Raw genomic sequence first — 19861 nt, 5'->3', positions numbered from 1 at the left:
TCAAAATACAAACAACAACCAAGGAGACAAAGATGAAGCAACTTCACGGTACGCGCCGTGCCTTCGGCCTCGCCGTCGGCGCTGCGGCCCTTGTCGGCCTGGCGCCGCAGGCCATGGCGCAGGACTTTCCGGCGCGCGGCAAGCCCATCCGCATCGTCGTCGGCTTCACGGCCGGCGGCGGCACCGATGCACAGGCGCGCATCGTGGCGCAGAAGCTGGGCGAGGTGCTGGGCACCAGCGTGATCGTCGACAACCGGCCCGGTGCCAGCACCATGCTGGCGGCCAGCGAGGTAGCGCGCGCGCCGGCCGACGGCTACACGCTGATGTACGCACCCTCGTCCACGATGGCGCAAAATCCGCACACCTTCGCCCAGGTCCCCTACGACCCGTTCAAGGACTTCACGGCCATCTCGATGGGCGGGCGCGGGCCGCTGGTGCTGTCGCTGAGCACCAGCGTGCCGGTGAACAACGTGAAGGAACTGGTCGCCTACGTGAAGGCCCACCCCGGAAAGGTCAGCTATGCATCGTTTGGCGCGGGCACCTCGTCGCACATCTACGGCGAGGCCTTCGTGAAGAAGACCGGCATCGACGCGGTGCACATCCCCTACAAGGGCGGCTCGGACGCAGCCAAAGACCTCATCGGCGGGCGCGTGCAGTACATGTTCGACTCGGCCTCGTCGGCCATCATCACGGCGGGCACGGGCAAGGTGAAGATCCTGGCCGTGGCGGCCAATGCACGCATCCCCGCGCTGGCCGAGGTGCCCACCTTCGCCGAGCAGGGCTACGCCGGGCTCGACCTGCCCAGCTGGCTGGGCTTTTACGGGCCGGCACGCATGCCGCAGGCCGTGGTCGACAAGCTCAACACGGCGCTCACGCAGGTGCTGGCCATGCCGCAGGTGCGCGAGTTCTACCGCAACGGCGGCTACGAGGCCGGTGGCACCACGCCGCAGGAGTTCGCCAGCATCACGCGCACCACCTACGACCAGTGGGGCGCGATGGTGCAACAAGTCGGGCTGGCCAAGCAATGAGCGGCATGCCATTCCATCTTCACCGCCGGCGCCTCGTCAACGGCTTGGCGCTCGGCACGCTCGGCATCGCATTGCCGCCGCTGGCCTCGCTGGCTGCCGAGCCCTTCCCTGCCAAGGGCCGCACCATCCGCATCGTGCTGGGCCTGGCGGCGGGCGGTGCCTCGGACGCGCAGGCACGCTTTGTCGCCAACAAGCTCGGCGAGGTGCTGCAGACGCCGGTGATCGTGGAGAACCGGCCCGGGGCGAGCTTCATCCTGGCGACCGAGGAGGTGATCCGCGCCGCGCCCGACGGCTACACCATGATGTATGCGCCCTCCTCCGTGGTGGCGCAGAACCCGCAGACGCTGGCGAACGTGCGCTACGACCCGTTCAAGGACCTGACGCCCATCTCGCTGGGCGCACGCGGCCCGCTGGTGCTCACGGTGCATGCGAGCGTGCCTGCACGCACGGTGCGCGAGCTGGTGGACTACATCAAGGCCAACCCGGGCAAGATCGGCTACGCCTCCTTCGGCACCGGCACCTCGTCGCACATCTACGGCGAGGCCTTCGTGCGCCAGGCCGGGCTGGATGCCGTGCACGTGCCCTACAAGGGCGGCGCCGACGCGGCCAAGGACTTTCTCGCGGGCCGCGTGCAGTTCTACTTCGACGCGGCGCCCAATGCCATCCAGAACACCGCCACCGGCAAGGTGCGCATGCTGGCGGTGGCCGCGCCCCGGCGCAGCCCCTTGCTGCCCGATGTACCCACCATGGGCGAGCAGGGCGTGACGGGTATCGACATGGCCAGCTGGCTCGGCTTCTACGGGCCGGCCCACATGCCGGCGCCGGTGCTCGAGCGGCTCAACACCGCACTGGCCCAGGTGCTGGCCATGCCGGCCACGCGCGACTTCTTCCGCCAGGGCGCCTACGAGGCCGAATCATCGAGCCCCGCCGCGCTGGCCGCGCTGACGCGCGCGACCTACGACCAGTGGGGGGAGACCATCCGCAGGCTCGGGCTCACAAAGCAGTAGCCTCCGTGGCGCGCTGCGGCCATCGCAGGGCTGCGAGGGTCGGGCCCTACCACTTGCCGTAGTGCTCGACGACGCCGCGCCACAAGGCCAGCAGCTCGGCACGGGCGGCCCGGTCCCCCGCCGTTTTCCAGACGGCGGTCTGCACCAGGACCAGCCCCAGCGCAGGGTCCACGAAGATCACCTGGCCGCGCACGCCGATGAATGCAAAGCGCCGCTGCTCGCCAGGGAACACCCAGAAGTGGTAGCCATAGCCAAAGTAGGAGCTGGCGATGAACGGCTGTACATGCGGCTCGGCGGCCTCGGTGGCACGGCGCACCCAGGCCGCCGGCACGAGTTGCCTGCCGTTGGCACGGCCCCCGTTGGCCACCAGCAGGCCCAGCCGGCCGAAGTCACGCAGCCTGGCATGCAGGAAGGCGAAGGTCGCCTCCTGGCCCACCGCGTCGATGAGGTAGCTGGCATCGTCTTCCGCACCCATGGGCTGCCAGATGCGCGTGCCCAGGTAGTCGGCCACCGGCATGCCCGTGGCGCCGCGCAGCACCAGGCCCAGCACCTGGGTCTCAGCCGACGAGTAATAGAACATGCTGCCCGCCGGTGCGCGCCGCCCACGGTAGGGCAGCAGCGCCGCTGCCGCGCCGGGGGATTGCTGCTCGATGGTGTCGCGGATCAGTGCAGCCAGGTCGTCCCGTCCATCGTACTGTTCCGCGAAGTCGGCGCCCGATGCCATCTGCAGCAGGTTCTTGATGGAGGTCTTGCCATACGGATTGCCGGCCAGGGCCGGGACATAGCGCTTGGCGAGATCGTCGATCGAGGCGATCCTTCCCTCCTCCACGGCGATGCCCACCAGCAGGCCAACGATGGACTTGGCCATCGACGCCGACAGGAATCGCGTGGCTTGCGTGCGCCCATACTGGTAGCGCTCCAACACCGCCGTGCCATCCTTGATGACCAGCAGGCCTGTGACCCGCTGCCGTGCCAGGTAGTCATCGCTGCTGCGGCGTTGGCCCTCATGCTGGTAGAAAAACACCTCGGGCTTCTCGGCGCGCGGCAGCACCACGGCCGTCGCACCCTTCGGGACGGTGCGGTGGGGAAGCAGCTCTTCCAGCCCACCGCTGAAGGAGTCCACCAGGTTTTCGGGCCGCTCTGCGCCGACCAGGTGCTGCGCCTGCGGTCCGCTGCTGCCACGGGGGTAGCCCTGCGGGCCGCCCAGCAGCACCTCGTCGGGCGCGGCCTGTGCACACACCGCCCCACCGAGGGTGAGCCACACGGCAATCGTCAATAAGTTCAGGGGGCGGGGCATCGCAACTCCTGGGTAAGTCCCGCATGCATTGTGCGCGAGCCACGGTGGAGCACCGCCGGGTGATGCCGCAAGCGAAGCCCGCACGGGGGCTTGCGGAAATGACTCAAGGATTGCGGAAAAGCCAGCTATGCAATTGATAGCTGAAGATCGTTATCTGGTGCCCCGAGCCGGGGTCGAACCGGCACGCCCCTTTTCAGGAAAGCGGCGGATTTTAAGTCCGCAGTGTCTACCAATTTCACCATCGGGGCGCCGCCTGCCAGCGGGGGCGCGTACACGGTACGGACCTGCATGGCAGCGTAGCGCGGGCCGTGCGGGTGTGCAATGCCCTGTCGCACCCGGTCACAAAACGGCAAGCGCAACCACCGCATTGCAACGCCAAGAAAAAAGGGAAGCCTAAGCTTCCCTTTTTGAATCTGGAGCGGGAAAAGAGTCTCGAACTCTCGACCTCAACCTTGGCAAGGTTGCGCTCTACCAACTGAGCTATTCCCGCATTTCGCTGCGCTTTCTGTCGTTACCGTCAGTCTGCATCAGCAAGACTTAAATTATAGCGCCATTTTTGGGGCTTGCAAACTTCGGCGCCAAAAAATTTGCTTCTGCCTTGCGCGGCACAGGTCGAGCGCACTGCAGATCGACCTTGAGCCGCCCATCCACCCGTGCTCCACCCGGAAAAAAGCCCGTATGGAGGCGGGCTTGAACTCGTGATGGTCACGAGGGGAGGAAGCCGCTGGTGCTGCGGCGCTTCCATGCTACTACGGAACCGCAGTGCGGTGTGCAGGGTCGATCCCCCCTCGTGCCGCAGGGCATGCGGGCCGCCGGCATCCAGTACGGATTTGCATTCGATCGTGGAGCAACGACCTCATACGGTGGAAGGCAAATCCGTAGAAGGCACATCCCCCACGGAACGCCCGCTGAGGACCCATAGCCTCAGGGACACATGGATTTCCAGCGCCCGCAGCGCGTTGCCCCAGTGCCCGGCCAGTCCTTCTGCGGTCGCCAGCCTCTGCCGGATGGTGTTCACGTGGATGCCAAGCCGCTCGGCTGCCGCCTTGGCGTTCTGGTTGCAGTCGAAATAGGCCAGCAGCGTGGCCACCAGTTCCGAGCCCCGCTTGTCGTCATAGGCGACGAGGGCACCGATGGTGCTCTTGAGATAGGCATGCAGGCTGGCCTGGTCGTGCGTCTCGAACAGCGTGGAGTACAGCGCCATCTCGTTCTGGCCGATGAGGGCCCCGCGCATGCCCACGCGCGCCATCACCGGCAGCGCACGGCGCAGCGACGCGTGGAGTGCGGGGATCTCCGAAGGCTGCGCGATGGGGCGCGAGACCACGCCGAGGAAGCTGGCCCCGAAATGCTGCCGGGCTGCGCTGTCGATGGTGCGACGGACATCGTCTGCGCGGGTGGTGGCGCACAGCACGGTCAGAACACCATCGACTTCATCGAAGAGGATGTCCGGCAGCACCTGCGCGGAGCGCAGCCACCGTGCCAGATAGCCGGTCTCGGGGGTACGTGTTTCCAGCAACAGCAGGGATGTGGGCCGCGACAGGTCCACGCCGAACCGCTCGGCACGGTCGCCGAGCAGGTGCAGGTCGTCCTGGCGGGGTGACAGCAGGCTGCGCAACAGGCTGGACAGATCACGGCTTTGCGAGGCCTCGGCGCGCTCGCGCGACAGCAGCACGATGCCCACGATGCTCGCGCACCGCTCGTAAGTGCGGATGGCCACTTCATCGAGCGCCGCCGCGCTGAACAGCAGCATCGTGCCCAGTACATCGTTGCCACCGATCACGGTGATGAGCCGGCAGGTCTCGCCCAGCGCCCCATAGGCCACCACCGAGCGCCCGATGCGGCGGCTGTCCCCCAGCGCACGCGCCAGCGCTTCGCTGTGCTCCCCATGGGGCCGGTAGGCACTGGCACCCTGGCCCCGGTAGCCTTCGGCGGCGCCGCGACCGATGGTCTGTCCGACCTCGTCGAGCACCAGCACCTCCCCTTGCATGATCTGCGCGACCGACTGGCAGATGGTGGCCAGCGTGGCGCCCTTGGCCAGCAGCGTGGTCATCTGGTCATGCGCCTCGGCTGCGGACTGCACGCTCAGGGCATGCCGCTCCAGTTGCGCATGGGCCATCTCGGCACTGCGCAGCGCCGCATGGGTCTGCTCGAACGCCATGGCATTCTTGATGGCCACCGCGGCGTGCGTCGCCAGGGTGCTGAGGATGGAGATGTGGTGCGCGGTGTGCGTGCGGTGGTAGCGGTCGGCCACGAAGAGCAGGCCGATGACCTCGTCCTCCCACAGCAGCGGCACGCCGACCACGGCGGCGATGCCCTCTTCCCGAAACGTCACGTCCAGCTGCGGGTCGTGGGGGAAGCGGGTGTCGTGCAGGTAGTCGGCCGTGGTGAAGGGCAGCCGCGTCTTGACCACGACGCTCACGATGCCCAGGTCGCGCCCAGCCAGCATCTCGCCCGTTCCGCGCGACAGCGCGCCATCGGCCGTCAGCACGTGGAAGGCGTCCAGTCCCGCATCGTAGGCCGACAGCCACGCCACCTGCGAGCCCAGCAGCCGGCGAGCCCGCGACACCACCGTGGCCAGCAGCTCGGGCAGGTCCAGGCGGCCGGAGAGATCCCGCGCGGACTCGATGACCGCCAGCATCCCGCTCTCGCGCTGGTGCTGCAGGTCCAGGCGGTTGCGGATGGCCATCGCCATGCGCACCAGCTCCAGCAGGTCGGGCTTGCGCGCCGAGTCCTCGGCAAGCGCCTCCACGCGCGCAAGGCAGGCCGCGATCTCCTCGGAGGAGCCAGCGCGGTGCAGCCACTGGATCAATTCTTCACTGATGCGCTCGCTCGCATCGGTCTCGGCGGGTTCGACGGCATGGGTCATGCGCGGTTTCTCCAACAGGCAGGGCAAAGCTTCAGGCACGCGCCGGCAGGCGCTATCGGGCCCCGAGTGTGGGCCCTCGGCGCAGCCGGTGCACCGCTCTTTCGCAGCCACTGCGGGTTTTCACCGAGTAATTTGCACACACCGGACACGGGCTTGCAGTGTGCTCAAGCCACATAGATCTCTTTCCTGGATTCGGGGACAGTTCGGGCACCGCCCGAGCAAGGTCCGGCCCTACTTCGCCAACCAATGCGCCAGAACAGCGGGCGCGGGGTGGCAAGCACCGCAATGCAACCGCTTCCTGTCCTATGAGCATTCTGAATTCTCTGGTCCCACCACCGGGCCTGCGCGTCCTGGTGACCGCCGGCGCCAATGGCATCGGTGCCGCCGTCGCCCGCGCCTTCAGCGAGGCCGGTGCGCGCGTCCATGTCTGCGATATCGACCGCGCTGCCATCGACCGGCTGATGACGGCGGTTCCGGACATCACGGCCAGCGTCGCCGATGCCTCGGTCGAACGCGATGTGGAGTTGGTCTTCGAGGACCTGCTGGGCAGCATCGGCGGGCTGGACGTACTGGTCAACAACGCCGGCATCGCCGGCCCCACGGGCCCCATCGAGGACATCAGCGCCAGCCAGTGGGAACGCACGGTGGAGGTGAACCTGAACAGCCAGTTCCTCTTCGCGCGGCGCGCCGTGCCGCTGCTGCGGCAGTCGACCAACAGCCCGAGCATCGTCGCCATGAGTTCGGTGGCGGGGCGGCTGGGCTATGCCTTTCGCACGCCCTACGCATCGACCAAGTGGGGCGTGGTGGGCCTGATGAAGTCGCTGGCCATCGAGCTCGGCCCCGCCGGGGTGCGCGTCAACGCCATCCTGCCGGGAACGGTCGAGGGCGAGCGGATGGACGGGGTGATCGCCGCGAGGGCATCGACCACCGGCGTCAGCGTGGATGCGATGCGCGAAGAGTACCTGCGCAAGATCTCGCTGCGCCGCATGGTCACGCCGCAGGACGTGGCGGCCACCGCCCTGTTCCTGAGTTCACCCGCGGCCCGCAACATCACCGGCCAGGCGATCAGCGTGGACGGCAATCTCGAGTACCTGTAAGGCACCTGCTGCCGGTACGACCCACATCAACAAAAGGAGACCGTATGAAGATGATCCACCACACCCTGGGCGCCGCCGCCATTGCCGCAGCCGGCATTGCGGCCAGCAGCGCAGCCTCCGCGCAGAACGTCAAGATCGGCGTGATCGAGACGCTCTCGGGCCCGCAGGCCGCTTCGGGCCAGATGTACCGTGCGGCGGCCCGCTATGCCGTGGACCGCATCAACGCCCAGGGCGGCTGGAACGGCCAGCCCATCCAGCTGGTGGAATACGACAACCAGGGCGGCCCCACCGGCGCGGCCGACAAGCTCAAGACCGCGATCTCCGACGGCGTGCACCTCATCGTGCAGGGCGCATCGTCCGCCGTGGGCGGGCAGCTCACCGAGGACGTGCGCAAGCACAACCTGCGCAACCCGGGCAAGGAGATCGTCTACCTGAACGTCGGGGCCGAGGCGCTCGAACTCACGGGCGAGAAGTGCCACTTTCACCATTTCCGGTTCAGCGGCAACGCCCAGGTGCGCACCAAGGCACTGGTGCAGGCGATGAAGTCGGCAGGCACCCTGGGCAGCCGCGTCTATGCGATCAACCAGAACTACTCCTGGGGCCAGGACATGGAGAAGGCCACCGTGGACAATGCCGCAGCGGGCGGCTACGAGGTGGTCGAGAAGACGCTGCACGACGTCAACCGCATCCAGGACTTTGCGCCCTATGTGGCCAAGATCGGGGCGGCCAAGGCCGACACGGTGATCACGGGCAACTGGTCCAACGACCTGCTGCTGCTCATGAAGGCCACGCGCGCTGCCGGCCTCAAGACCCGCTTTGGCACCATCTTCCTGGACCAGCCAGGCAATATCGCCAATGCGGGCGAACTGGCCATCGGCCACTTCATCGCCCACACCTTCAATGCCGAGGCCGGCGGTGCCGAGGGCGAGAAGTTCGTCAACGACTACCGCACCAAGACCGGCAGCGCGCCGGTGGCTACCGACCCGCAGACGGTGTTCGGGCTGCTGATGGTGGGCGATGCCCTGGGCCGTGTGAAGCCCGAGGGCGGCAAGTTCAACGTGAACGCCTTCGCTCGCGCGCTGGAGACCACGAAGATTTCCACGCCGAACGGCGAGATCAGCATGCGCGCGGATGACCACCAGGCCCTGCTGCCCCTGGTCGTGTCCACGGTCTCCAAGGAAGCCAGGTACAAGGTGGACAACACCGACATGGGCTTCAAGCCGGTCAAGCTCTTCTCGGCCCAGGAAGCGGCTACGCCGGCCCAGGCCAGCTGCAGGATGCAACGCCCCTCCTGATCGGCCAAGGAGCCCCCGGTGGGGGCTCCACCGCTGTCCCCCCTTCGCCCACGAGGTCCCGGCGGCGCCACGGCCCGCCGCGGGTTTCGCTCGTCCGCCTTTTTCCCGCGCACCCCACACTCCTATGGACACCCTCATCGTTTCGTTGCTGAACGGAACCATCTACGGCCTGCTGCTGTTCATGGTCTCTGCCGGCCTCACGCTCATCTTCGGGATGATGGGCGTGCTCAACTTCGCGCACGCATCGTTCTACATGCTGGGTGCGTACTTTGCCTACGCCCTCACCGATGTCTTCGGGTTCGCCCTGGCCCTGGTCGCCGCCACCGTGCTGGTCGCATTGGTGGGCGTGGTGGTGGAGAAGTACTTTCTGCGCCGTGTGCACCACCACGGCCATGCACATGAGCTGCTGCTCACTTTCGGCCTGTCCTTCATCATCGCCGAGCTGATCAAGCTGTTCTTCGGCAACTTCCCGGTCAACTACCGCCTTCCGCAAGGCCTGGACTTTGCGGCCTTCTCCATCGGCACGGCCAGCTATCCCGCCTACCGGGTGTTCATGGGGCTGGTGGCGGTGGCCATGTTCGTGGTGATCTACCTGCTGCTCACGCGCACCCGCGTGGGCATCGTCGTGCGCTCGGCCATCTACCGGCCGCGCATGGCAGAGGCGCTGGGGCACAACGTCCCCCTGGTGTTCATGGGCGTGTTCGGCGTGGGCGCGGCCCTGGCCGGCCTGGCCGGTGCGGTGGCGGGCGCCTTCTACACCACCAACCCCAACATGGCCCTGGAGCTGGGCGTGATGGTCTTCGTGGTGGTGGTCGTCGGTGGCCTGGGCTCGCTCGAGGGCGCCATGCTGGCCTCGCTGCTCATCGGCGTCATCACCTCCCTCGCCGTGGCCATCGATGCCAGCCTGGCCGACTTGCTGGCGTTGTTCGGAGCCCGCGGCTGGGCCGAGGGCGTGGGCGGGCTGCTCACGCTCAAGCTCTCCAGCCTTGCCGCCACCCTGCCCTTCGCGCTCATGCTGCTCGTGCTGCTGGTGCGCCCCTCCGGTCTCCTGGGTGAAAAGGCCTGATGCCATGACCCCACGCCATCTCCTGCTTGGCAGCCTCTGCCTGGGCGCCGCCATCCTGGCGGGCCTGCCCTACCTGCTGTCCGCCGGCCTGCTCAACGCAGCCATCCAGATGCTGATCGCGGCGCTGTTCGCCTCGGCCTACAACGTGGTGTGCGGCCAGGCCGGCATGCTGTCCTTCGGCCACGCGGCCTACTTCGGCGTCGGTGCGTTCGCCACGGTCCATGCCATGAATGCCGTCGGAGGCGCAGGCATCGTCCCGACCCCGCTGCTGCCCCTGGCGGGGGCCCTGGGGGGGCTGGCGGTAGGTGTGGTCGCGGGGTGGTTCTCCACACAGCGCACGGGCACCTACTTCGCCATGATCACCCTGGCGATCGCGGAGCTGCTGCACTCCATCGCGCCGCACATCAAGGGCGTGTTCGGCGGCGAGGCCGGCGTTTCCAGCATGCGCATGCCGTCCCTGGGGCTGGGCTTCGGCTCCACCACCGAGGTGTACTACCTGACGCTGGCCTGGGTGCTGGTCTCCCTGCTGCTGCTGTACCTGTACACCCTCACCCCCGTGGGCCGGCTGGCCCTGGGCCTGCGCGAAAACCGCCACCGGCTGGCCTTCCTGGGGTACGACGTGCACCGGCTCAGCGTGCTGGTGTTCACGGTGTCGGCCATGTTCTCGGGCATCGCGGGCGGCCTGCAGGTCATCAACAACGAAGCGGCCAACTACGTGCTGTTCGAGAGCACGCTGTCGGCGGCGGCCGTGCTCAACACCTACATCGGCGGCGTGGGCAGCTTCCTCGGGCCGGCGCTGGGGGCGGCATTGATGACCTTCTTCGGCTACGCGGTCTCCGACATGACCCAGTCCTGGCTGCTCTACCAGGGCATCGTGTTCGTGGTGGTGATGATGTTCATGCCGCAGGGCCTGGCAGGGCTGGCGAGCGGATCGGTGCTGCTGTGGCGCAGGGTCGGTCCCTCGCGGCTCGCCCCCGTGCTGGCGCTCTTCACGGCCGCCACTGCGCTGCTCGGCGGTGCCACGGCCTTCATGGTGGAGATGCTGCGCCGCCTGTTCTCGCGCGACTACCGCGCCCTCCTGGGCACCGACCCATCGGCACCCTGGCCCGCCGTTTCGCTCTTCGGCGCGGACTGGGCGCCGCTGGCGCTGACCACCTGGCTGGTGCCACTCGCGCTGCTGGCCGCAGGAAGTGCCCTCGCCCTGGTCGCCAGCAGGCAGTTGCGGGCACTGCAGGACGAGCGCCAGGACGGCGAAAGCCCCGCGCCATCGCCCGCCGAACCGACGCCTGCACCGTCCACGTCCACATCCACCAGCACACAGGAGCCCGCATGACCGACTCCATCCTTTCCCTTCGCGGCCTCACGAAGTCCTTCGGCCCGACCGAGATCATCCGGGGCGTGGACCTGGACCTGCGGCCCCGCGAGCGGCATGCGCTCATCGGCCCCAATGGAGCGGGCAAATCCACCCTGTTCCACCTGATCTCGGGCAACCTCGCGCCGTCCTCGGGCACCATCATGTTCAACGGCGCGCAGATCCAGGGCAAGGCGCCCCAGGAGATCAACCGCCTGGGCCTGTCGCGCTCGTTCCAGATCACCAACATCTTCCCCAAGCTGACGGTGTTCGAGAACCTGCGCCTGGCCGTCATGCGCTCGCATGGCCTGCAGTACACGTTCTGGCGCTTCATCGACAGCGCAGTGGGCGTGCGCGAGCAGACCGAGCGCCTGTTGGAGCGGGTGCGGCTGCAGGCCCGCGCCCGGATGGTGGCAGCGCAGCTGTCGTACTCCGAACAGCGCTCGCTGGAGATCGCCATGACCCTGGCCTCGGACCCCCAGGCCATCCTGCTGGACGAGCCCATGGCGGGCATGTCCAACGAGGAGACGGAATACACCGCCCAGCTGATCTGCGAGGTGACCCAAGGCCGCGCACTCTTCATCGTCGAGCATGACATGCAGGTGGTCTTCTCGATCAGCGACCGCATCAGCGTGCTGGTCTACGGCCAGGTGATCGCCACGGGAACACCCGACGAGATCCGGGACAACGCTGCCGTGAAGGAAGCCTACCTCGGCGAGGAGGTGCTGGCATGAGCCCGGATGCAACGCTGCTGAGCGTGGACCAGCTGCACGCGCACTATGGCAAGAGCCACATCCTGCACGGCGTCTCGTTCGAGGTGCGGCGCAATGAAGTGGTCAGCCTGCTGGGGCGCAACGGCTCGGGCCGCTCCACCACCATGAAGGCGCTGATGGGGCTGGTGCCACCCACTGCAGGCACCGTGACCCTGCAAGGGCGCGAGATCACCGGCCAGCGGCCGTTCACGATCTGCCGCGCGGGCCTGGGCTACGTGCCCGAGGAACGCGAGGTCTTCGGCAACCTGACCGTGGACGAGAACCTGCACATGGGCGAGCAGCCCGCCGTGCCAGGAGCGGTGCAGTGGACGGTCGCGCAGATGTTCGACTACTTCCCGCGCCTGAAGGAGCGGCGCGGCACCAAGGCCGCCAGCCTTTCGGGCGGCGAGCAGCAGATGCTGACGATCTGCCGCTCGCTGCTGGGCAATCCGCTGGTGCTGCTGGTCGACGAACCCACGGAGGGGCTGGCGCCCAAGATCGTCACCGCCGTGGGCGAGTGCATCCGCGACATGCACCGGCGCGGGGTCTCGGTCGTGCTGGTCGAACAGAAGCTGGCCATCGCCCTGAAGGTGTCCACGCGCGTGTGCGTGATGGGCCATGGCCGCATCGTCTTCGAAGGCACGCCCCAAGAGCTGTCATCCAACCAGCAATTGCTGGCCGACTGGCTGGCCGTCTGATCCGCGCACCGCCCCTTCCCATCCCCCTTGCCACCTCTCCAAGAAACCAGCCCCCAGAGCAACGCCATGGACACCCTCCCGAACAAAGTCATCATCTCGTGCGCCGTGACCGGCTCGGTGCACACCCCCAGCATGTCGCCCTACCTGCCGCTGACACCCGATGAGATTGCCCGGCAGGCCATCGAGGCCGCGGAGGCCGGTGCCGCCATCCTGCACCTGCATGCGCGCAACCCGAGCGATGGCAGCCCCACCGCCGACCCGGCGGTGTTCGCGCAGTTCGTGCCGCGCATCAAGGCCGCCACCGATGCGGTCATCAACATCACCACCGGCGGCAGCACCCGCATGACGCTGCAGGAGCGGCTGGCCTATCCGCTCATCGCCCAGCCGGAGATGTGCTCGCTCAACATGGGCTCGATGAACTTCTCCATCCATCCCGCGGCGCGCAAGATTTCCGAATGGCGCCACGATTGGGAAAAGCCCTACATCGAGGGCATGGAAGACCTGATCTTTCGCAACACCTTCCGCGACATCAAACACATCCTGAAAGTGCTGGGCGAAGACTGCGGCACCCGCTTCGAGTTCGAGTGCTATGACGTGGGCCATCTGCACAACCTGGCCCATTTCGTGGACGAAGGGCTGGTCAAGGGGCCTTTGTTCATCCAGGCCATCTTCGGCATCCTGGGTGGCCTCGGGCCCGATCCCGAGAACCTGTACGTGATGAAGTCCACGGCCGACCGCCTGTTCGGGCGCAACGGCTACCGCTTTTCGGTGCTGGGCGCCGGGCGCCACCAGATGCCGCTGCTCACCATCGGGGCGGCCATGGGCGGCAACGTGCGGGTGGGACTGGAGGACAGCCTGTACCTGGGCAAGGGGCAACTGGCCACCTCCTGCGCGGACCAGGTACGCAAGATCCGGCGCATTCTGCAGGAGCTGTCGCTGGAGATCGCCAGCCCCGCCGAGACGCGCGCCATGCTCGGCCTCAAAGGCGCCAATGCGGTGGCCATCTGAGCCGCCGCGCACCGCAATCAACCTGATTCATCTGAAAGAAACGAGAGGAAGATACATGGGCAAGCTGTTGCACAACAAGGTGGCCATCGTGACCGGAGCCGGCGGTGGCCTGGGGCGCTCGCACGCGCTGGAACTGGCGCGCCACGGCGCCCGGGTGGTCGTGAACGACCTGGGCGCCGAGCGCCCGGGCTCCCCAGCCCAGCGGGTGGTGGCGGAGATCCTGCAGTCCGGGGGCGAAGCCATGGTCGACGGCGCCGACGTGACCAGGCCGGAGCAGGTACAGGCCATGGTCGAGAAGGCGGCCGGGCTCTGGGGACGAATCGACATCCTGGTGAACAACGCCGGCATCCTGCGCGACAAGTCGTTCGCCAAGATGTCGCTGGACGACTTTCGCCTGGTGGTCGAAGTGCACCTCATGGGTGCCGTGCACTGCACCCGCGCGGTGTGGGAGCTCATGCGGGCGCAGGACTACGGTCGCATCGTCATGACGACCTCGTCCTCGGGGCTCTATGGCAACTTCGGCCAGGCCAACTACGGGGCCGCAAAGATGGCGCTGGTCGGCCTCATGCAGACGCTTGCGCTGGAGGGAGAACGCCACGGCATCCGCGTCAACTGCCTGGCGCCCAGCGCCGCCACGGGAATGACGCATGGCGTGCTGCCGCAGGACGCCCTTACCGGCCTGGCGCCCGAACGGGTGAGCCCGGGCCTGATCGCACTGGTGGCCGACGATGCGCCCACCCGCATGATCCTGCTGGCCGGCGCCGGCAGCTTCGAAAGCGCCCACATCACCATGACCCAAGGCATCCATGTGAGCGGCGGCGCAGGTGCCGCAGAGGCGGTGCGCAGCAGGCTGCAGCAGGTGCAGTCCCGTGCCCAGGAGATGGTCCCCGCTTCGGGATGGGAGCAGTACCGGCACGAACTGACCAAGGCGGGCCTGCAGGCGCAGGTCGACGCCGCTTCCTGACGGCGGCACCGTGGGCAGCGCACATGCGCCAGGCCTACCAGGTGTCTGGCGCACACATTGCCGGCGACATCGGCCCCACCGAAACTCTTGCGGGGCAGCAGCCAGAGGCGCTTCCCGGCATTCCATTCAAAACACAAGGAGACAAGCATGAGACAGTTCTACGCGCTCAACACGCCCGGACGGTGGGCGGTGCTGGCCATCGCCAGCGTGGCGGTGGCGGCCTGCGGCGGCAACGACTCGGCGGACGCTGCGCCCGCCCCTCTGGCCTGCGAGAAGCTCGTGGGACTTGCCATCCCGGCCTCTGCCATCCACCTGCCCACCTCCGGCGGCAGCGTATTGACCGCGACACCCGTCGAAGCCAGCGGCAGCGGCGCTGCCGCCATTGCCGCGCATTGCCTGGTCACCGCGCGCATCGGCCCTGTCGATGCGGCCGCACCCGACATCCGCCTGAACGTCGCGCTGCCCATGGCCTGGAACAGCAAGGCCATGATGTTCGGTGGCGGCGGCTTCAACGGCTCCGTTCCCAACGTCCGGGGCAATGTCTCCAACGGCCCCCTGGACCAACCGACTCCGCTGGGCCGCGGCTACGCCACTTTTGCCAGCGACTCGGGCCACCAGGCCAATGCCTACGGGTCGCAGGACGGCACATGGGGCCTGAACGACGAAGCCGTGCGCAATTTCGGCGGCGATGCGCTCAAGAAGACCCGCGACGCGGCCCTGCACATCGTCAAGGCACGCTATGCCGCCAGCCCACAGAAATCGTACTTTGCAGGGGGCTCCACGGGCGGCCGCGAAGCGCTCGCCGCCATCCAGCGCTGGCCGGCCGATTGGGACGGTGCCATCGCCTGGTATCCGGCATGGAACGACGCGGCTGCGCTGCTGGGCGGGCACCGCAGCAACATCGCCCTGGCCCAGCCGGGCGCCTACCCCAATGTGCCCAAGCGCGCGCTCGTCTACAAAGCGGCCATGGAGGCCTGCGACGCACTCGATGGCGTCCAGGACGGCCTCATCAGCCACCAGAAGCAGTGCAACGCCCGCTTCGATCCGGCGCTGGCCACGGTGGGTGGCGCAGCACTGCGCTGCGCTGGCGGCGCCGATACCGGCGACCACTGCCTGTCCGACGCGCAGATCCGCGCGCTCCAGGTGATGAACACCGACACGGTGTTCAACTTCCCGCTGGCCAGCGGCGAGACGCGCTACCCGGGCTACAACGTCTGGGGTGCAGACCTGGGCATCACGTCCAACCCGTCCCCCGTGCAGCCCACGGTCACCTTCCTCGCGCTGGGCACGGCTGCGCCCGCCATGCCAGTGCCCCGCACCGCCCCCTACATCAGCGTACTGGTGGACCAGTGGATCAAGTACTCGGTGACGCGCGACCCCGGCTTCAACTCGCTGCTGCTGGACCCCGAGAACCCCGGCCCCTGGGCCCCCCGCATCAGCGAGCTCAGCCGCCAGTTGGACACCGGCACCGACATCTCGGCCTTCGCGGCGAAGGGCGGAAAACTCCTGCTGGCGCACGGCCTGGCCGATGTGCTGGTCAGTTCCCGCGCAACGGAGGACTACTACCGCCGCCTTCAAAGCCAGATGGGTGCGGAGCGCGTGCGCAGCTTCGCCCGCTACTACGAGGTGCCCGGCCTCGGGCATGCCGTGAGCACGGCGTTCAACGCCACCTGGGACTCGCTGACGACGCTGGAGCGCTGGGTCGAAAGCGGCACCGCCCCAGGCAACCAGGTCACCACCGATGTCACTGGCGTCCCTGGACGCACCCGCCCCCTGTGCGACTATCCGCAGTGGCCCAGGTACAAGGGCACTGGCGACGTGAACCTGGCCGCTTCGTTTGCTTGCACGGAGTAGCGGCCAGTCACGCGATCAAAACACCGACAGCCCGGTCCTGGCGGTGAAAAGTTCCAGCGCCTGCATGCCCAGCAGCGAGTTCCCGGTGCCGTCCAGCGCGGGCGACCAGACGCACAGGCTCAGGTGGTCGGGCACCACCGCCACGATGCCACCGCCCACGCCACTCTTGCACGGCAGGCCGATCCGGAACGCGAACTCTCCGGCCGCGTCGTAGGTGCCGCAGGTCAGCATCAGCGCATTGATGCGGCGCGTCTGCCGCTCGGTCAGCAGTTGCTCGCCACGGAAGGGGTGGCGGCCGTCGCGGCACAGGTAGCCGGTGGCGCGCGCCAGCTGCAGGCAGCTCATGCTCACCGCGCAGTGGTGGAAGTACGCATCCAGCACGGCCGCGACATCGTTGTCGATCTTGCCAAAGCTCTTCATGAAGTTGCAAAGCGCGATGTTGCGAAAGCCGGTGCCGGCTTCGGAGGCGGCCACCTCCTCGTCGAAGTGCACCGGCTCCTCGCACAGGCTGGTCAGCAGCTCCAGCATGGCGGCCTTGGCATCGCCCTGGCTGACCAGGCGATCGGTCACGGCAATCGCTCCGGCGTTGATGAAGGGGTTGCGTGGCGTCCCCTGCTCGGCTTCGAGCTGCACCAGCGAGTTGAACGGGTTACCCGAGGGTTCGCGGCCGATGCGGTCCCACAGGGTATCGCCCAATGCGCCCATCCCCAGGGTCAGGGCAAAGAGCTTGGAGATGCTCTGGATCGAGAACGGGGTGGCGCTGTCGCCGGCCTGCGCCTCCTGGCCATCGCAGGTGCGCAGCGCGATGCCGAACTGGGCCGCCGGCACCCGCGCCAGCGCCGGGATGTAGTTGGCCACCTGGCCCTGTGCGCCCAGCAAGGGGCGCAGTGTTGCGACAATTTCTTCAAGGATGGGCTGGAATTGCATGGCGTGATTGTCGATCAGCCATTCACAGACGGCAGTGACCCGACGGGCCTTTCACCTACAGCGCAGCGCGAAAACCCCTGGGAAGATGGTCAGCTTGCATTTTTTAACGGTTTTTCCATGCGGCAGAGTTACGCTTTCAGTCGTTCGGGCCGTGTCAAGAACCCTGTTCCAAACGGCTCGCACCCGCAGAGGGCGCCGTGCTCGGCCAGCCTGCCCACTGCCTGGCCCTTTCTGCACCTTTGATCGGGATCGGAAGCTTTCGTGACAGCGTTCATGCCTTCGAGCTACAACCTCTTCCTGGTGGCTGTGTCGCTGGCCATGGCCATGTTCGCCTCCTACGTGAGCTTCGACATGGCCCGCAGGGTGCGCACCTCGCAGCGCGGCATCGGTCTGGCCTGGTGGGCCGCGGGTTCGCTGGTCATGGGAACAGGCATCTGGTCCATGCATTTCGTGGGCATGCAGGCGCTGCAGCTGCCCATCCCCATCGGCTACTCGCAGGGGCTGACCTTCGCGTCCTGGCTGGCGGCGGTGGCGGCATCCGGCATAGCCCTGGAACTGGCCAGCCGCAAGCGGCTCGACCACCTGCGCATCCTGCTTGGCGCCATGGCGATGGGCGGCGGCATCACCGCCATGCACTACCTGGGCATGGCCGCCATGCGCATGTCGCCCGGCATCACCTGGAACATGCCGCTGGTGGCACTGTCGGTGCTGGTGTCGTTCCTCGCGTCCACGCTGGCGCTGCTCATCTTCAAGCTGCTGCGCCGGGTGGAGCGGCCTCGGCGCGTGGCCTACCAGATGGCGGCGGCGTTCGTGTTCGCCATGGCGATCTGCGGCACGCACTACCTGGGCATGGCGGCCGCCAGCTTCGCGGTGGGCTCGGTCTGCCTGACTGCCGGTGAGCTGGGCGGCCCCGGCCTGCAGACGGCCGTGGCCATGATTGCGGGCACACTGCTGGTGGTCACCTTGCTCACGTCCATCCTGGATTCCCGGCTGCAGCGCGCCGCGCGCGGCGCATCGCATTCCATGCACGAGAGCAACGCACGCCTGCAGGCCGCAAACGAAGAGCTCCAGCAGCGCGCCTTTGCCGACCCGTTGACGGGTCTGCCCAACCGCCTGCTGTTCGAGGACCGCCTGGCCCAGGCCACCCGCCGGCTGGAGCGCAGCAACCACGACGGGGTGGTCGAACGCATGGCCGTGCTGTTCGTGGACCTGGACGGGTTCAAGCCCATCAACGACTCATTCGGGCATGCGGTGGGTGACATCGTGATCCGCAAGGCGGCATCGCGCCTGCGCGACGAGGCCCGCGACTGCGACACCGTGGCCCGCGTGGGGGGCGACGAGTTCCTGATCCTGCTCAACGACGTGGCCGACGAACAAGCCTGCATCTCCGTGGCCCAGAGGGTGCTGGCGTCGCTGTCGCAGCCCTTCGAGGCATCGGGGCGGCGCATCGAGATCTCCTGCTCCATCGGCATCGTGGTGCACCCGGGCCACAGCGAGAGCAGCAAGCTCGTGGCCAATGCCGACGCAGCGATGTACGCCGCCAAGCGCGCAGGCGGCAGCTGCTACGCATTGTTCGAACCCCACATGGTGTCCGACGTGTCGGAGCAGCTGGCGCTGCAGAGCGACCTGCGCCATGCGCTGGAGCGGGGGCAACTGTCCCTGCACTACCAGCCCAAGATCGACGGGCGGCGGGGCCAGATCAGCGGTGTCGAGGCCCTGCTGCGCTGGAACCACCCGCGCCACGGCATGGTCAGCCCGCTCGTGTTCATCCCCCTGGCGGAGCGGATAGGCCTGATCGGCCGCCTCGGCCACTGGGTCATCGACGAGGCCTGCCGCCAGACCGCAGAGTGGAGCCGCGACGGCCTGCGCATGCGCGTGGCGGTGAACCTGTCCGTGCACCAACTGCGCGACAAAGGCCTGGTCGAGCGCATCGGGCAGACCCTGCAAGACCATGGCCTGGACGCATCGCAGTTGCTGTGCGAGATCACCGAGACGGTGGCGATGGAGGACATCAAGGCCGTGCAGCGCACCTTCGAGGGGCTGGGCGACATCGGCGTGTACCTGTCCATCGACGACTTCGGCACCGGCTACTCCAGCCTGCGCCACCTGAGCCAGTTGCCCGCCCGGCAGCTCAAGATCGACCGCAGCTTCGTGGGAGACCTGGAACACAGCACCAACGCACGCGCCGTGGTGGCCGCCGTGGTGGGCCTGGCCCACGCCCTGGGCCTGCGCGTGGTGGCCGAGGGGGTGGAGACCGAGAGACAGCGCGACATTCTCCTGGCCATGGACTGCGACGAACTACAGGGCTTTCTGTTCGCGCGCCCCATGCCACCCGCCGCCCTGCTGGCATGGGCCCATGGGGCCAAGCCCGATGGCGGTGCGGACTTCACGCCCTCACTGGTGGGTGCGCTCGCGCCCCTGTGAGCGCGGGCACGGGCTTGCCATGCGCCCCCTTCAACAAAGCGACCCAGCCCATCCAGGCCGGTGGGCGGATTGCCGTGAAACAGCCATAGCAAAAAAGCCCGCTATCGATGCGATAGCGGGCTTTTCAATATGGTCTTCAAAATTCTGGAGGCGCGAACCAGAGTCGAACTGGTCTAACCGGATTTGCAATCCGGGGCATAACCGCTTTGCTATCGCGCCGTGAGCCT

Annotated in this window: 15 protein-coding genes and 3 tRNA genes; 12 read left to right on the top strand and 6 right to left on the bottom strand. The window is 67.6% G+C overall.

The genetic code is table 11. The annotated features are described in order from the left end of the window. The first annotated feature begins 32 nt into the window (after nucleotides 1-32). Nucleotides 33-1028: a tripartite tricarboxylate transporter substrate binding protein gene (locus tag U5N23_RS12085; protein WP_322593050.1), complete on the top strand. Its 996-nt coding sequence runs from the start codon at nucleotides 33-35 to the stop codon at nucleotides 1026-1028. After that, complete coding sequence (locus U5N23_RS12080) at nucleotides 1025-2035, top strand: tripartite tricarboxylate transporter substrate binding protein (RefSeq protein ID WP_322593049.1); 1011 nt, start codon at nucleotides 1025-1027, stop codon at nucleotides 2033-2035. Before U5N23_RS12085 ends, U5N23_RS12080 begins: the two co-directional genes overlap by 4 nt. 46 nt (nucleotides 2036-2081) lie before the next feature. Here the strand turns inward: U5N23_RS12080 and U5N23_RS12075 are convergent, their stop codons facing one another. The 4 genes from U5N23_RS12075 to U5N23_RS12060 form a co-directional block, all read right to left on the bottom strand. Further along, nucleotides 2082-3332, bottom strand: coding sequence for a serine hydrolase (locus tag U5N23_RS12075; protein ID WP_322593048.1), 1251 nt, complete (start codon nucleotides 3330-3332; stop codon nucleotides 2082-2084). A gap of 155 nt (nucleotides 3333-3487) precedes the next feature. Further along, nucleotides 3488-3580 (bottom strand) — tRNA-Leu (locus U5N23_RS12070). Between the two features lie 166 nt (nucleotides 3581-3746). Continuing rightward, nucleotides 3747-3822: transfer RNA gene (locus U5N23_RS12065), tRNA-Gly, on the bottom strand. A 366-nt stretch (nucleotides 3823-4188) separates the two neighbouring features. After that, a complete protein-coding gene (locus U5N23_RS12060) occupies nucleotides 4189-6198 on the bottom strand; it encodes a helix-turn-helix domain-containing protein (protein ID WP_322593047.1) in 2010 nt (669 codons plus the stop codon). A 305-nt stretch (nucleotides 6199-6503) separates the two neighbouring features. Here U5N23_RS12060 and U5N23_RS12055 point away from each other — a divergent pair, with 305 nt between their 5' ends. From U5N23_RS12055 to U5N23_RS12015, 9 genes are all read left to right on the top strand, one after another. Next, nucleotides 6504-7295, top strand: a complete 792-nt coding sequence (locus U5N23_RS12055; RefSeq protein WP_322593046.1) for an SDR family oxidoreductase — start codon at nucleotides 6504-6506, stop codon at nucleotides 7293-7295. Between the two features lie 44 nt (nucleotides 7296-7339). Beyond that, a complete protein-coding gene (locus tag U5N23_RS12050) occupies nucleotides 7340-8590 on the top strand; it encodes a branched-chain amino acid ABC transporter substrate-binding protein (RefSeq protein ID WP_322593045.1) in 1251 nt (416 codons plus the stop codon). 124 nt (nucleotides 8591-8714) lie between these two features. After that, on the top strand, nucleotides 8715-9656 hold the full coding sequence (locus U5N23_RS12045) for a branched-chain amino acid ABC transporter permease (RefSeq protein ID WP_322593044.1): 942 nt from the start codon (nucleotides 8715-8717) through the stop codon (nucleotides 9654-9656). Nucleotides 9657-9660: 4 nt separating this feature from the next. Continuing rightward, the gene (locus U5N23_RS12040) at nucleotides 9661-10989 is read left to right on the top strand and encodes a branched-chain amino acid ABC transporter permease (RefSeq protein WP_322593043.1); all 1329 of its coding nucleotides are present in this window, start codon (nucleotides 9661-9663) and stop codon (nucleotides 10987-10989) included. Further along, on the top strand, nucleotides 10986-11741 hold the full coding sequence (locus tag U5N23_RS12035) for an ABC transporter ATP-binding protein (protein WP_322593042.1): 756 nt from the start codon (nucleotides 10986-10988) through the stop codon (nucleotides 11739-11741). Before U5N23_RS12040 ends, U5N23_RS12035 begins: the two co-directional genes overlap by 4 nt. Then, nucleotides 11738-12457 (top strand): ABC transporter ATP-binding protein, encoded by a 720-nt coding sequence (locus tag U5N23_RS12030; protein ID WP_322593041.1) that lies wholly within the window; start codon nucleotides 11738-11740, stop codon nucleotides 12455-12457. Before U5N23_RS12035 ends, U5N23_RS12030 begins: the two co-directional genes overlap by 4 nt. A gap of 66 nt (nucleotides 12458-12523) precedes the next feature. After that, complete coding sequence (locus U5N23_RS12025) at nucleotides 12524-13465, top strand: 3-keto-5-aminohexanoate cleavage protein (protein ID WP_322593040.1); 942 nt, start codon at nucleotides 12524-12526, stop codon at nucleotides 13463-13465. Between the two features lie 55 nt (nucleotides 13466-13520). Next, complete coding sequence (locus U5N23_RS12020) at nucleotides 13521-14429, top strand: SDR family NAD(P)-dependent oxidoreductase (protein ID WP_322593039.1); 909 nt, start codon at nucleotides 13521-13523, stop codon at nucleotides 14427-14429. Between the two features lie 147 nt (nucleotides 14430-14576). Continuing rightward, entirely contained in the window at nucleotides 14577-16283 is a 1707-nt protein-coding gene (locus U5N23_RS12015; protein WP_322593038.1) for a tannase/feruloyl esterase family alpha/beta hydrolase, read from the top strand. Between the two features lie 15 nt (nucleotides 16284-16298). Here the strand turns inward: U5N23_RS12015 and U5N23_RS12010 are convergent, their stop codons facing one another. Then, complete coding sequence (locus U5N23_RS12010; RefSeq protein ID WP_322593037.1) at nucleotides 16299-17210, bottom strand: glutaminase; 912 nt, start codon at nucleotides 17208-17210, stop codon at nucleotides 16299-16301. A 273-nt stretch (nucleotides 17211-17483) separates the two neighbouring features. Between U5N23_RS12010 and U5N23_RS12005 the strand changes: the two genes are divergently transcribed. After that, nucleotides 17484-19634: a putative bifunctional diguanylate cyclase/phosphodiesterase gene (locus tag U5N23_RS12005; protein WP_322593225.1), complete on the top strand. Its 2151-nt coding sequence runs from the start codon at nucleotides 17484-17486 to the stop codon at nucleotides 19632-19634. 145 nt (nucleotides 19635-19779) lie between these two features. Here the strand turns inward: U5N23_RS12005 and U5N23_RS12000 are convergent. Continuing rightward, nucleotides 19780-19853, bottom strand: a tRNA-Cys gene (locus U5N23_RS12000). Nucleotides 19854-19861: the final 8 nt, after the last annotated feature.

It is taken from the genome of Acidovorax sp. (assembly GCF_034519795.1).
Lineage (GTDB): Bacteria > Pseudomonadota > Gammaproteobacteria > Burkholderiales > Burkholderiaceae_C > Acidovorax.
The sequence above is the reverse complement of the archived record's forward strand: the minus strand, read 5'-3'. Positions and strand labels throughout refer to the sequence as shown.

Coding starts and splice junctions, on each gene's coding strand:
- U5N23_RS12085 (WP_322593050.1), top strand. CDS start 33: ATGAAGCAACTTCACGGTACGCGCCGTGCCTTCGGCCTCGCCGTCGGC.
- U5N23_RS12080 (WP_322593049.1), top strand. CDS start 1,025: ATGAGCGGCATGCCATTCCATCTTCACCGCCGGCGCCTCGTCAACGGC.
- U5N23_RS12075 (WP_322593048.1), bottom strand. CDS start 3,332: ATGCCCCGCCCCCTGAACTTATTGACGATTGCCGTGTGGCTCACCCTC.
- U5N23_RS12060 (WP_322593047.1), bottom strand. CDS start 6,198: ATGACCCATGCCGTCGAACCCGCCGAGACCGATGCGAGCGAGCGCATC.
- U5N23_RS12055 (WP_322593046.1), top strand. CDS start 6,504: ATGAGCATTCTGAATTCTCTGGTCCCACCACCGGGCCTGCGCGTCCTG.
- U5N23_RS12050 (WP_322593045.1), top strand. CDS start 7,340: ATGAAGATGATCCACCACACCCTGGGCGCCGCCGCCATTGCCGCAGCC.
- U5N23_RS12045 (WP_322593044.1), top strand. CDS start 8,715: ATGGACACCCTCATCGTTTCGTTGCTGAACGGAACCATCTACGGCCTG.
- U5N23_RS12040 (WP_322593043.1), top strand. CDS start 9,661: ATGACCCCACGCCATCTCCTGCTTGGCAGCCTCTGCCTGGGCGCCGCC.
- U5N23_RS12035 (WP_322593042.1), top strand. CDS start 10,986: ATGACCGACTCCATCCTTTCCCTTCGCGGCCTCACGAAGTCCTTCGGC.
- U5N23_RS12030 (WP_322593041.1), top strand. CDS start 11,738: ATGAGCCCGGATGCAACGCTGCTGAGCGTGGACCAGCTGCACGCGCAC.
- U5N23_RS12025 (WP_322593040.1), top strand. CDS start 12,524: ATGGACACCCTCCCGAACAAAGTCATCATCTCGTGCGCCGTGACCGGC.
- U5N23_RS12020 (WP_322593039.1), top strand. CDS start 13,521: ATGGGCAAGCTGTTGCACAACAAGGTGGCCATCGTGACCGGAGCCGGC.
- U5N23_RS12015 (WP_322593038.1), top strand. CDS start 14,577: ATGAGACAGTTCTACGCGCTCAACACGCCCGGACGGTGGGCGGTGCTG.
- U5N23_RS12010 (WP_322593037.1), bottom strand. CDS start 17,210: ATGCAATTCCAGCCCATCCTTGAAGAAATTGTCGCAACACTGCGCCCC.
- U5N23_RS12005 (WP_322593225.1), top strand. CDS start 17,484: ATGCCTTCGAGCTACAACCTCTTCCTGGTGGCTGTGTCGCTGGCCATG.